General features: G+C 46.5%; 13 protein-coding genes. All 13 read left to right on the plus strand.

What is annotated here, in order from left to right:
- Positions 1 to 27: 27 nt before the first annotated feature.
- A complete protein-coding gene (gene parC, locus AABI20_RS03145; protein WP_338345421.1) occupies positions 28 to 2,460 on the plus strand; it encodes a DNA topoisomerase IV subunit A in 2,433 nt (810 codons plus the stop codon).
- A gap of 76 nt (positions 2,461 to 2,536) precedes the next feature.
- Positions 2,537 to 3,442, plus strand: a complete 906-nt coding sequence (locus AABI20_RS03150; RefSeq protein ID WP_288846312.1) for a manganese-dependent inorganic pyrophosphatase — start codon at positions 2,537 to 2,539, stop codon at positions 3,440 to 3,442.
- A 128-nt stretch (positions 3,443 to 3,570) separates the two neighbouring features.
- Entirely contained in the window at positions 3,571 to 3,720 is a 150-nt protein-coding gene (gene rpmG, locus AABI20_RS03155; RefSeq protein WP_002815032.1) for a 50S ribosomal protein L33, read from the plus strand.
- Positions 3,720 to 3,989 (plus strand): 30S ribosomal protein S14, encoded by a 270-nt coding sequence (gene rpsN, locus AABI20_RS03160; protein ID WP_047974832.1) that lies wholly within the window; start codon positions 3,720 to 3,722, stop codon positions 3,987 to 3,989. Before rpmG ends, rpsN begins: the two co-directional genes overlap by 1 nt.
- Before the next feature lie 176 nt (positions 3,990 to 4,165).
- Positions 4,166 to 4,642: a ribosome maturation factor RimP gene (locus AABI20_RS03165; RefSeq protein ID WP_288846309.1), complete on the plus strand. Its 477-nt coding sequence runs from the start codon at positions 4,166 to 4,168 to the stop codon at positions 4,640 to 4,642.
- Between the two features lie 24 nt (positions 4,643 to 4,666).
- On the plus strand, positions 4,667 to 5,839 hold the full coding sequence (gene nusA / locus AABI20_RS03170) for a transcription termination factor NusA (protein ID WP_338346743.1): 1,173 nt from the start codon (positions 4,667 to 4,669) through the stop codon (positions 5,837 to 5,839).
- A gap of 20 nt (positions 5,840 to 5,859) precedes the next feature.
- Positions 5,860 to 6,159, plus strand: a complete 300-nt coding sequence (gene rnpM / locus AABI20_RS03175) for an RNase P modulator RnpM (protein WP_047974834.1) — start codon at positions 5,860 to 5,862, stop codon at positions 6,157 to 6,159.
- Positions 6,149 to 6,469, plus strand: coding sequence for a L7Ae/L30e/S12e/Gadd45 family ribosomal protein (locus AABI20_RS03180; RefSeq protein WP_248661216.1), 321 nt, complete (start codon positions 6,149 to 6,151; stop codon positions 6,467 to 6,469). The genes rnpM and AABI20_RS03180 overlap by 11 nt, the downstream gene beginning before the upstream one ends.
- The gene (gene infB, locus AABI20_RS03185) at positions 6,469 to 8,907 is read left to right on the plus strand and encodes a translation initiation factor IF-2 (protein ID WP_338346745.1); all 2,439 of its coding nucleotides are present in this window, start codon (positions 6,469 to 6,471) and stop codon (positions 8,905 to 8,907) included. Before AABI20_RS03180 ends, infB begins: the two co-directional genes overlap by 1 nt.
- A 22-nt stretch (positions 8,908 to 8,929) precedes the next feature.
- Complete coding sequence (gene rbfA / locus AABI20_RS03190) at positions 8,930 to 9,283, plus strand: 30S ribosome-binding factor RbfA (RefSeq protein ID WP_047974837.1); 354 nt, start codon at positions 8,930 to 8,932, stop codon at positions 9,281 to 9,283.
- Between the two features lie 314 nt (positions 9,284 to 9,597).
- A complete protein-coding gene (locus AABI20_RS03195) occupies positions 9,598 to 10,821 on the plus strand; it encodes an aminotransferase class I/II-fold pyridoxal phosphate-dependent enzyme (RefSeq protein WP_338346747.1) in 1,224 nt (407 codons plus the stop codon).
- Between the two features lie 286 nt (positions 10,822 to 11,107).
- Positions 11,108 to 12,295, plus strand: a complete 1,188-nt coding sequence (locus AABI20_RS03200) for an aminotransferase class I/II-fold pyridoxal phosphate-dependent enzyme (RefSeq protein WP_338346748.1) — start codon at positions 11,108 to 11,110, stop codon at positions 12,293 to 12,295.
- A 119-nt stretch (positions 12,296 to 12,414) separates the two neighbouring features.
- Entirely contained in the window at positions 12,415 to 13,344 is a 930-nt protein-coding gene (gene truB / locus AABI20_RS03205) for a tRNA pseudouridine(55) synthase TruB (protein ID WP_421825116.1), read from the plus strand.
- Positions 13,345 to 13,346: the final 2 nt, after the last annotated feature.

Raw genomic sequence — 13,346 nt, forward strand, 5'->3', positions numbered from 1 at the left:
TAATTTAGAAAGGTGGGGATTGTCAGTATGGCAGACCGCATTACTGAGCTTTCATTGGAAGCCGTGATGGGTGAGCGCTTTGGCCGATATTCAAAATATATCATCCAAGAACGTGCCCTTCCGGATATCCGTGATGGTCTCAAGCCGGTTCAGCGGCGGATTTTGTACGCCATGGACCAGGATTCAAATACCTATGACCATCCATATCGTAAGTCGGCTAAATCAGTCGGAAACGTGATGGGAAACTTCCACCCCCACGGGGATTCCTCAATTTATGAGGCCATGGTTCGCTTGTCCCAGGATTGGAAGGTCCGCGAACCATTAATTGATATGAACGGGAACAACGGGTCAATTGATAATGACCCGGCCGCTGCGATGCGGTATACCGAGTCACGGTTGACAAAGTTATCTGGGGAAATCTTAAAGGACTTAGCCCAGGATACGGTTGAAATGGTCTTGAATTTCGATGATACGACCTACGAGCCAACAGTGCTCCCATCTCGAGTACCAAACCTCTTTGTTAACGGGGCAACCGGGATTTCAGCTGGTTATGCCACTGATATTCCACCCCATAACTTAAAGGAAATTAACCAAGCGCTGGTTTACTTGCTTGACCATCCCGATGCACCGTTGTCAGCTTTGATGAGGTACGTCAAGGGACCTGATTTTCCAACGGGTGGCATTATTCAGGGAATCGGCGGCATTAAGCAGGCCTACAAGACCGGCCGGGGCCGGGTGGTTGTCCGTGCGAAAACGACGGTTTCTGATCTGAAGGGCGGCAAGAAAAAGATTGAAGTGACGGAGTTACCATACGAAGTCGTGAAATCAAACTTGGTTGCTAAAATTGATGCAATTCGGGCCAACAAAGAAGTTGCCGGCATCATTGAAGTTCGTGATGAATCCGACCGTGAGGGAATGTCGATTGTGATTGAATTGGCCAAGGATGCCTCGGCCGATGGGATTTTGACTTACCTCTTTAAGAAGACGGACTTACAGATTTCATATAACTTCAACATGGTTGCCATTCACGACCAGCGTCCCGTCTTGGTGACTTTGAAAGACGGTTTGACCGCCTTCTTGGATTTCCGTAAGGAAGTTGTTCGCAAGCGGTCAGCTTACGACTTAAAGAAGGCGAAAGCCCGCCAACACATCGTTGAGGGGCTGATTCGGATGTTGTCCATTCTTGATGAAGTCGTGGCAACAATTCGTTCTTCAAAGAACCGCAAGGATGCAACGGAAAACTTGGTAAAGGAATATCAATTCACCAAGGAACAGGCCGAAGCCATCGTGGCTTTGCAGTTGTATCGGTTGACAAATACCGATGTGACGCAGCTGGAAGAGGAGCACAAGGCACTAGCCGAAAAGATTGCGATGCTCGAGAAAATTCTGAATGAAGAGGAAGCGCTTCATGATGTGATTCGGACCGAATTAAAGGCCATCACGAAGGAATATGCTAGTCCACGCTTGACGGAAATCGAAGAGGAAATCCAGTCGTTGGTAATCGACACAGCAGTGACGGTGCCAGACGAAGATGTCCGTATCTTGGTTTCAAAGAATGGTTATGCCAAGCGGTCATCATTGCGTTCTTACAAAGCCTCTGCTGCTGAAAACGGCTTAGCTGAGGATGATGCCGTTGTCTTGAACCAAACGGCGAATACGACTCAGCATTTGCTGATGTTTACAAACATGGGAAACCTGATTTATCGGCCAATTTATGAGCTGGCAGAGTACAAGTGGAAGGAACCAGGGGAACATTTCTCGCAGGCGCTCTCGAACTGGGATAGCCAAGAAAGTATTATCCAGGCTTATGTGGTTGCCGAAACCGACAGCAACCAGGCCTTCTTGCTCGCTTCCAATGATGGCTTTATCAAACAAAGTTTGCTGAAGGATATTGTGCCAAAGTCGTACAAGAAGAAATCAGCGATTGTGATGAAGCTCAAGACAGAAGAGTCACGGGTTGTCACGGCAACACTTGTCGCCAAGCAAGAAGAAGTCTTGGTTTTGGCGAAGACAGGTTTGGCCTTGCGCTTCGAATTGGCGGATGTGCCAGTTGTTGGTGCGCGGACTGCCGGGGTGAAGGCCATTAAGCTGACTGAAGGCGATACCGTGGTTGCGGCATTAGCTTTGGCACCAAGTGCTAAGTTCTTGGCCTTGGTGACCAACCAAGGATCCTTTAAGTACAGCTTGTTAGAGGACATTACACTTGGTCACCGAGCCAACAAGGGCTTGCAAGTCCTTAGCCCACGAAAGACCGTTTCTTATGAGATTGCTGCCGCGACAGCCGTTGACCCTAATCAGGGTGCTTTGCGGATTGAAACGGACCACTTAAAGGACTTTGATATCCAGTTGGCGGATCATTCATTAGCGAGCCGAACCAGCAACGGCCAGGCACTATTGGATGTGAAGAGTGATGGGCAGGCAACGGCCATTTTCCCTTTAAATTTAACGGGAAATGACTAGGCAAAGTAGACCCATTCGGGTTACAATCTAAGTATTGACAGTTGCCAAAAAATTGGCACTAGAGGAGTGAAAAGACATGGCAAAGATTCAAGTTTTTGGACACAAGAACCCAGATACTGACACTGTTGCTTCTGCAATGGGTGCCGCTGATTTGTTGGCACAACAAGGTTTGGAAACCCAAGCCGTTGCGCAAGGAAAGCCAAACGCCGAAACGCAATTTGCGTTGAATCACTTTGGCTTGGAAGCCTTGCCAATTATTGACAAGGCCGAGACAGCAGAAGTTGTTTTGGTTGACCACAACGAAGCCGCACAGTCAGTTGATAATTTGGCTGATGTTCAGGTTTATGGCATCTACGATCACCACAAGTTTGCTTTTGAAAATGCAACCCCTTTGTATATCACGGCTAAGCCATGGGGTTCTGTCTCAACAATTTTGTACTATGAATACTTGCAAGCTGGTTTGACAATTCCTGCTAAGGTTGCAGGAATGTTGGCTTCTGGTTTGATTTCAGATACTTTGTTGTTGAAGAGCCCAACGACAACGGATGTTGATCGTAAGGCCTTGCCTGAACTAGCTAAGATTGCTGGTATCGAAGACTTGGATGGCTATGGTTTGGCCATGTTGAAGGCCGGGACTGATTTGTCAACGCGAACAGATGAAGAATTGTTGGAAGGGGATGCTAAGTCCTTTACCATGGGTTCACACGAATTCCGGATTGGCCAAGTGAACACGGTTGATATTGATGATGTTTTGGCTCGTAAGGAAGGCTTGGAAAAGGCAATCAAGGCCGCTGGTTATGAGGACTTCTTGTTTGTGATTACAGACATCTTGAATTCAAACTCAAAGGGTCTTTATATTGGGGACGCCCCAGAAGCAATCGAAGCTGCCTTTGGTGCCAAGCTTGAAAATGATGTGATTGACTTGCCAGGGGTTGTTTCCCGGAAAAAGCAAGTTGTCCCACCATTGCAGGGTCAATTCTAAGCTCAGAATTATTTCGATAAATCTGAGAAATGGGCTTTACAGCCATCTAAAATCTATGTATAATATTATTTTGTATTGACAAGCAAATAATTTTTATAAAAAAATCTAACATTCGAGGAGCAGGGAATATGCGTATTCATGTCGTATTAGGCAATGATGAAACTGGAGAGCGTATTTACTTGACGTCAAAAAACCGTCGTAATACGCCTGACCGTTTGGAGTTGAAGAAGTACTCACCAAAACTTCGTAAAGTGGTAACATTCAAGGAGATCAAGTAATGGCTAAGAAATCAAAGATTGCAAAGGCAAAGCAACGTGAAGCTTTGGTAGCGAAGTACGCTGACAAGCGTGCCGCTTTGAAGGCTGCTGGTGATTACATCGGATTGGCAGCTTTGCCAAAGGATTCATCACCTGTTCGTCTTCACAACCGTGACCAAATCGATGGTCGCCCACACGGTTATATGCGTGAATTTGGTATGTCACGTTTGAACTTCCGTCAATTAGCACACAAGGGCCAGATTCCTGGTGTTCGTAAGGCTTCTTGGTAAGAATTTAATACCCTTTAAACCACAGCCTTGCTGTGGTTTTTTTGTGCCTGCCTTGCTTTTTCTGGTAAAATCAGCTATGATAAAAGTAAGTTAATTTACATAGAGGTTGTAAATGAGCGGGTCAGGGGGATTTGACCGGCTCATTTTTTATGGCAGAAAACCAAAAAGGAGTTTGGATGGCACAGGCAAAGAATCAAGCCTTGCTTGAAATTTTAAATCCGATCATTGAAAAACAGGGGCTCTTGCTCTGGGATTTAAACATCAAGAAGGTTGGTGGACAAAAAACAGTCGAAGTGTTAGTTGATTTACCAGACCACCAAAACATTTCCATGGCGCAGATTACTGAGTTTACTCAGTTGGTCAATGAGGCCTTGGATGATGCAGCAGTTGATCCGGTTCCAGGTGAGTATATGTTAGACATTGCTTCTCCTGGGATGGATCGCAGCCTGGCCGAACCTTGGCACTTTGCCTGGGCGAAGGAAGGCGATTTGGCAGTGACCATTGCTTTATTTGCGGCCAAGGACGGTCAAAAGCAGTGGACCGGTCAAATCACTGACTTAAATGAAAACGGTTTGTCACTACAAAGTGATCAAAAGAAGTTGGATGTTACCTTTGATGAAATTGCCAAAGCCATTGTGGCCGTTCAATTTTAAACTAATTGAAAGTGGAGAAAGCAAATGAGTAAAGAATTAGTACAAGCCTTAGATGCCTTAGAGCAAGAACGTGGAATCGACCGCGAAGTTGTTGTAGAAGCTTTGGAAAATGCTTTGAAGGCCGCTTATAAGAAGCAGTACAACGCGGCTCAAAATGTTGAAGCAACTTTTGATGATAAGAAGGGTCAAATGACCATTAAGCAGGTCAAGTTGGTTGTTTTGGATGATGACTTGGTTGACTCCGATACGGAAATTCCTTTGACGGAAGCCTTGGAAATTAACAAGGCCTACGAACCAGGTGACGAAATTCGTTTCGATGTCACACCAAAGGACTTCGGTCGGATGGCTGCGCAGGCAGCTAAGCAGGTGATTGTGCAGAAGATGCGCGAAGCAACTCGTCAAGCAATTTATGACAAGTACCAGGATTACCAAGATGAAATCATCACTGGTGAGGTTGAGCGACAGGATAACCGCTTCTTGTACGTGATGTTGCCAGGCAAGCAGGAAGCCGTGATGACACAGGGCGACCAAATGCCAAATGAAACCTATCGCATGCGCGATCGCATCAAGGTTTTGGTGAACAAGGTTGACAATTCCTTGAAGGGACCACAAATCTTTGTTTCACGTACGGCTCCTGATTTGGTCAAGCGTTTGTTTGAACAAGAAGTGCCAGAAGTTTATGATGGTACAGTGGAAATTGTTTCCATTGCCCGTGAAGCTGGTGACCGGTCAAAGATTGCGGTTTACACGCACGATGCTGATTTGGACCCCGTTGGTGCCTTAGTTGGACAACGTGGTGCCCGTGTTCAAGCTGTTGTGACGGAATTGGGTGGCGAGCATATGGATATCGTGGAATGGGTGGAAGATGAGGCCCAGTATATCGCCAATGCATTGAACCCAGCCGAAGTAACGGACGTGATTTTTGATGCCAATAACGAGCAATCTGTCACTGTGATTGTACCGGACGACCAATTGTCATTGGCAATTGGTAAGAAGGGGCAAAACGCCCGTTTGGCAGCTCGTTTGACCGGCTTTAAGATTGATATCAAGGCCGAAAGCGAAGCCCGCGACTTAGCGGTTGAAAAGGCTGAAGCAAACGAAACGGCTGATACTGCTGACCAAGTAGTGGTTGAGGAAACTCAGGCACCTGTTGAACCAGCAGATGACAACCAAGCAGCAACAGACCAAGAAGACTAAGTATTAGAGGAGGTTCTTTCATGAAAACACGGAAGGTTCCCTTAAGAAAAGATATCGTGACTGGCGAAATGTTTGCCAAAAAGGACCTGGTCCGGGTCGTTAAAAATAAGGAAGGGGAGGTCTTCTTAGATCCCTCTGGTAAACAAAACGGTCGCGGTGCCTATATTTCCTTAAACCGTGAGGTTGCTAAGGAAGCAAAGGAAAAGCGCGTCTTTGAAAAGGCCTTTTCAATGCCAATTGATCCGGCTTTTTATGAAGAACTCTTTGCTTATGTTGACCATCAGCAAGCCCGAAAAGAGTTATTTGAAAATGAAAAGTGAAGAAGAACAAATCTTACACTTACTTGGTTTGGCGCGCATGTCTAGAAGCCTCGTTTACGGGACTAACGACACGTTAACTGCTATTCAAGGCCAAAAGGCGAAAGTTGCCTTTTTCCCAAAAGATGGTGGTGCCAGCCAGCAAAAGAAATTTCGGGACAAAACCAGCTTTTATCAGGTGACCTTGGTTGAAGATTTTACCAAGGATGAATTAAGTCAAGCAATTGGCTTAAACCGGTCGATTATGGCCATCACCAATAATGGCTTTGCGAAAAAAATTAAACAATTACTCGAAGAAAAGGAGCGGAATTAATGGCAGAAGAAAAAAAGTTTTCAGGTTCCAACCGGCCAACCCGCAAGCAGGCAGTACCAGAACGAAAAGAATTGCCTGCTTCTCAGCGTCGACACGCCGCTAAATTATCAGATGAAGCCAAGCCACAAAATTCAAGCCGGCCTCGTCCAAAGACACAAGAAGGTGGTCAACAAAATCGCCGCAGCAACAATAACAACCGCCCAGGTAATGGCCAACAGGGTCAAGGCAGGAACCGTCGCAACAATAACAACAACCGGAGTAACAATGCCGGTCGACCAATGATTCGCGAAAAGAAGTCATGGTCAACAAAGCCACGGGAAGGGCAGATTAACTACTCTGCTCAAAAAGATGACAGTTTGAAGGAATACGTTTCTGAAAACAAGAAGGCCCAAGAAGCAAAGCAACAGGCAAAGAAGAAGCCAGCTGCTAAGAAGCCAGCTGCTAAGCCAGCTGCTTCGGGGGCCAAGACGGAAGCTAATTCAGGTCAAGGCCGCTTTGGTGGTTCCCTTGCTTCAGGTAACAATTCTGCTCGGAATAACACTCGTAAGCGCAATACCAACGGTACTGGTCAGCAAACACCACGCCGTAACGATAAGCCACACGGCTCAAAGAAGGCTCGTCGCATTGCAGCTAAGCAAGCACCAAAGAAGCCAGTGACAGTCCGTAAGGAACAGCCATTGCCAGAAGTTTTGGAATACAAGGTCGGCATGAACGTGCAGGACTTGGCTAAACTTTTGCACCGTGATGCCACCGAAATCATTAAGAAGTTGTTCTTACTTGGTGTTGTAACGAACCAAAACCAATCATTGGATGAAGATACCATTGAAGTTTTGGCAGCTGATTACGGCATTGAAGCAAAGCAAAAAGAAGAAGAAGATGTGGCCGATATCGACCGCTTCTTCGATGATGAAACGATTAACGAAGAGGCCTTGGAACCACGTGCCCCTGTTGTGACTATCATGGGACACGTCGACCACGGTAAGACGACGCTGTTGGATTACTTGCGTAAGACGAACGTGACCGCTGGCGAAGCTGGTGGAATCACACAGCATATTGGTGCCTATCAAGCACGTTTGAACGATAAGTTGATTACTTTCTTGGATACTCCTGGTCACGCGGCCTTTACGGAAATGCGTGCCCGTGGTGCCAACGTGACGGATATCACGGTTTTGGTTGTTGCTGCCGATGATGGTGTGCAACCACAGACAATCGAAGCGATTAACCATGCTAAAGCCGCTGGTACGCCAGTCATCGTTGCTGTTAACAAGATTGATAAGGAAGGGGCTAACCCTGAACAAGTCATGAACGAGTTGATGGCCTATGATTTGGTTCCTGAAGAGTATGGTGGTGATACCATCTTCGTTCAGATTTCAGCTAAGTTTGGCCAAAACGTTGACCAATTGCTGGAAATGATTTTGTTGGAAGCTGATGTTTTGGAATTGAAGGCTGATCCAACACAACCTGCTCGTGGTTCTGTTATCGAAGCTCGTTTGGATAAGGGCCGCGGTCCTGTCTCAACTGTTTTGATTCAACAGGGAACGCTCCATGTTGGTGATCCAATCGTTGTTGGAAACACTTATGGTCGTGTCCGGACGATGACCAACGAAAAGGGACAAGATATCGCTGCAGCTAAGCCAGCTACACCTGTTCAAATCACTGGTTTGAACGAAGTGCCTTTGGCTGGTGATCGCTTTATCGTCATGGCAGACGAAAAGACTGCTCGTGCAGCTGGCGAAGAGCGTGCAAAGCGTGCTCGTGAAGAAGTTCGTAACGCCGGTTCTGTTGTGACATTGGATACTTTGTTCAACACAATGGCTGAAAAGGCCATGAAGACAGTGCCAGTTATTGTCAAGGCCGATGTTCAGGGGTCTGTTGAAGCCCTGACTGGTTCATTGAAGAAGATTGAAGTTGATGGTGTTCGAGTAGATGTTGTTCACTCTGCTGTTGGTGCCATTAACGAATCGGATGTTTCTTTGGCGGAAGCTTCTGGTGCGATTATCTTAGGCTTCAACGTTCGCCCAACACCATTTGCCAAGTCACAAGCTAATAACGACAAGATTGACATGCGCTTCTACTCAGTCATCTATGACGCGATTGATGATGTGACAGCCGCAATGAAGGGGCAACTTGAACCTGTCTATGAAGAAAAGGTTATTGGCCAAATCGTTGTTAAGGAACTCTTCAAGTTCTCTAAGGTTGGAACCATTGCTGGTGCCAGCGTTGAAGAAGGTAAGATTACCAAGGATTCAAAGGTTCGTATTATCCGCAATGGTACGGTCATTTATGATGGTCAATTAGCTTCCTTGCAACGTGGTAAGGATGCGGTTAACGAAGTGAAGTTTGGTTACGAGTTTGGTTTCACTGTTAACAAGTTCAACGATATTCAACCAGGTGATGCAGTCGAAGCTTACATCATGGAAGAAGTAAAGCCTAAGTAAGTTTTACTGATGGGAGGTCTTGATGGCAAATGCACAACGCGCTGGGCGTTTGGCCCAGGAAATTCAAAAAGACGTGACTGACCTGATTTTAAAGCGAGTAAATGATCCGCGAGTTCAGGACGTTACGGTGACTTCTGTGGAAGTTTCTGGTGACCTGCAAATCGCTACGATTTACTACTCGATTTTGTCAGACTATGCTTCTGATCGGAAGAAGGCTCAAGCCGGCCTAGAAGCCGCTTCAGGCTTGATTCGTCGTGAATTAGGGGCACGGTTAACTGTTTATAAGATTCCGGAATTGCATTTCGTCTTGGATAATTCAATTCAGTATGGTGACCATATTGAAGAATTGATCCGCGGTTTGCACAAGAAGGATTAAGGTTAAGAAAACTTAACTGAAAAAGGGACTTGCGATGAGCAGGTCCCTTTTTGTTTCCCTTGAAAAATCAGCTTCAACAAGGCATCCAGGCACCGCCACAATGTTGATTGCAATCGAATAGCGTCGCTTTTATTTTCCTTTTATCCCATTTTGTTATGATTGATGGTAGTAAAGTGATTAAAAATCATGATAACTTACAATAGTTTCATGTTTATCACCTATGAAAAGCCAAACACTTTGTGTAGACTAAGAAACTAAGAAGAAGGGCCGTTGTTGGTCCACTTACAGACCGAATCAGTCGAAAGGATTTCATCATGTCAAAACCATTAAACAGTGCAGTTGTCAGCTTGACACCTGACAAGCTATTAGACTTCCAACACTCCGTTGCCAACATTGAAGGGCTGGTTTCATTGACCTTTGGAGAACCTGGTTTTGCGACGCCCGCGCCGGTGAAAAAAGCGACGATTCAAGCAATCGAGGAAGATCGGTCCCACTATGGTGACTCTCAAGGAGAACCAAAGCTCCGCTCAGCCATCTTAGACTATATGGCCGACCGTTATGACCTTCAGTATCCAAGTATTGATAACGTTATTGTAACTGTTGGGGTCACAGAAGCAATGCAATCAATTTTTAAGACCTTGCTCGCACCTGGTCAGGGCCTCTTAATCCCAGACCCAGCCTATGGTTCTTATTTCTCAGCTTTGAGTTTGGCTGGAGGCACGGCTGTTCCAATTGATACGGGCAAGACAGCTTATAAGCTGACGCCCGCCTTGATTGACGAGACGATAGCCGAAACGACAGAAGACGTGCATGCCATTCTCTTTAACTATCCCAATAACCCAACTGGTGTTACTTACACGAAGGAAGAGCTTGAAGAATTAGCAGAGACCTTTAAGCGTCATGACCTTTGGGTGATTTCAGACGAAATTTATTCTGAATTGACTTATGAGGGCAACCACTATTCAATGGGTAAGCTCTTGCCTGACCAAACGGTGGTGGTCAACGGTTTGTCAAAGTCGCACGCCATGACGGGCTACCGCCTCGGCTTTATCCTTGGACCAACCGCATTGATCCAGCAAATTCAAAAGGTGCATGGTCCCTTGGTCTTTGCGGTGCCAACCTTTATCCAAGATGGGGCAGTCGCTGCTTTGAAGATTCCAAAGGAAGACTTAGCCTTTATGAGGGTTGAGTACCAAAAGAGGCGTGATTATGCTAAGAAGTTTTTGGCAGACTTGGGCTTTGAACTGGTTTCGCCAAAGGGGGCCTTTTACCTCTTTGCCAAGTTACCAGCTGATTTAGGCGAAGATGGCTGGGCATTTGCCACAGCCTTGGCTCAGCAGGCCAAGGTGTCGGTGATTCCCGGGGCCGGCTTCTCCTTCTTTGATGAAGCAAAGAAGTTTATCAGGATTTCTTATGCAGCCGATATGGCACAATTGCAAGAAGGTCTGAAGCGCTTGAAAACATACGTAGACGAACAACGTGCAGCCCAAGAGACTGCTGAGGCACTGTCAGAAGATATGACAGCCTTGGCTGACTAGTTCTTGGCTTTCATTAAAAAATCAGCCTTGCCATGGGTGGCTACAGCGACCATGACGACGTACAACAAAAGGAATCCATTTGCGATATGCCCCCCTAAATTGGGACATGTCATTGAGCGGGTTCTTTTTTTGCGCTGATTTGCAAAAGATAAAAAATAAATGAGGGCAAATCTCATAAAAATGCCATAAATCCTTTTAAAAAAGTTCATTTTCGTGTAGACTGGATTGTGCGATGGATGCCATGAGAATGGCTGCTTTCACCAGCAAGACGAAAGGAACCAGGAAAATGACAGAACCACTTTTACCAGTTAACCAGGCGGTTGTTTCAATCGCCCCCGACAAGTTGTTGGGCTTCCAACGACAAGTTTCAGGAATTGAGGACTTAACCTTTTTGACCTTTGGGGAGCCGGGCTTTGATACGCCAGCCGTTGTCAAGGAGGCGACGATTGCTGCCATTAACAACAACCGCTCTCATTATGGAAATTCCCAGGGAGAGCCGGGCGTCCGTAAGGCCATTTTGGGTTATATGAAGGACCGTTACGACCTTGATTATCCAAGTATTGATAACGTTGTCGTGACCGTTGGTGTGACGGAAGCTATGCAGTCAATCTTTAAGACCTTGATTGCGAAGGGTGAGGGACTTTTGATCCCAGAGCCTGCTTATGGTTCTTACTTTGCTTCACTGAGCTTGGCCGATGGCGTTGCGGTGCCAATCGATACGGCGAAGAATAAATTTAAGTTGACCCCGGCACTCGTTGACGAAGCTTTGGCCCAAGCAACGGTACCGGTTCGCGCCATTCTCTTGAACTATCCAAATAACCCAACAGGGGTGACTTACTCAAAGGAGGAGTTGGAAGAACTGGCTGCTTGCTTTAAGAAACACCAAATTTGGGTCATCTCAGATGAAATTTATTCCGAATTGACTTATGCCCATGACCACTATTCAATTGGCAAGTTGTTGCCAGAACAGACATTGGTTGTTAATGGTCTTTCAAAGTCTCATGCCATGACGGGTTACCGCCTTGGCTTTATCTTGGGCCCAGCAAGTGTGATGCAGTACATTCAAAAGGTTCACGGCTCTTTGACTTACTCCGTCCCAACCTTTATCGAAGACGGGGCAGAGACGGCCTTGCAGATGACGCGAGCAGAGCTGGACTACATGAAGGAAAGCTACCAAGATCGACGAGACTTTGCTAAGCAGGCCTTAGAAGACCTTGGCTTTGACGTTGTTGATCCCGAAGGGGCCTTTTACCTCTTTGCCAAGATTCCGGCTGATTTTGGCACGGATGGCTGGACTTTTGCTGAGAAATTAGCAGAAGAGGGCAAGGTTGCAGTCATTCCTGGGGCAGCTTTCTCCCACTTTAAAGAGGCGAACGCTTATATCCGCATTTCTTATGCAACCGCTCAAGATCAATTAGAAATCGGCTTTGCAAAATTGCGGGACTACATTGAAAAGGCCCGTGCAAATCGGTAAAATAAGAACCGACCAAAAAGACGCTTTTGACTATCAACCCTGAAATTTGGACAAATTTTGGGGCTGAAATCATTTCGCACTTTGGTCGGTTTTTTTAATTGCACAGATGGAGGCCAATGATGGCAACAAAAAAGCACCCCGAACTATCCGGCCTGCTGGTCGTAAATAAGCCTAAGGAAATGACTTCATTTGGCGTGGTTGCGCGACTACGGCGGGTAACCGGACAGAAGAAGATTGGCCACGCAGGGACGCTCGATCCAAACGTGGAGGGCGTTTTGGTTGTCGCCTTGGGGAAGGCGACTAAGTTAATTGACCTTTTGCAAAGTCGGCCAAAAACCTACACGGGGACGGTGACCTTTGGTTATGCAACGGAAAGTCAGGATGCTGATGGGGCGGTTGTTGAAGAACAGCCTTTGAGAGCAGCCATTGACCAGGAGCAGCTCGACGCAGCTCGAGCTGATTTGACCGGTGACATTATCCAGATTCCACCAATCTATTCGGCCGTTAAGGTCAACGGCAAGCGCCTCTATGAATATGCGCGAGCGGGGGAAGAGGTTGAACTCCCCAAGCGAGAGGCGACTATTTATCGTTTCGACCAGACCAGCCCATTAACCTGGGTTGAAGGTCAACCTTACCAGCAAATGGACTTCTTGGCCCAAGTTTCCAAGGGAACTTATATTCGGACTCTGGCTTACGATCTTGGCCAAAAATTAGGGCTACCCGCGACGATGACGGCTTTGAAGCGAATAGCTGGCTCTGGTTTTACAATCGATCAAGCCGTCCCACTCGATGACTTGTTGACGATGGACTATCCCAAAATCTTAACGCACGTGCATTCCATTGAGTCCGTGTTGGCTTGGCCAAAGAAGGTCTTAACCCAAGATGAGGTCTTTGCGGTCAAGAACGGGCAAAAGATTCCAGTTAGTACCTGGCCACAAAATGATGCCGGTTACTACCAAGTGTATGACCGAGACCGGTTGCTGGCAGTCTACGCCTTTGATGCCGACCAGGATCTCTGGCGGTCGCGGTATTTCTTTGCCCAAAATTGAAA

It is taken from the genome of Fructobacillus cardui, from assembly GCF_963580785.1.
In the GTDB taxonomy this organism is placed as follows: domain Bacteria; phylum Bacillota; class Bacilli; order Lactobacillales; family Lactobacillaceae; genus Fructobacillus; species Fructobacillus cardui.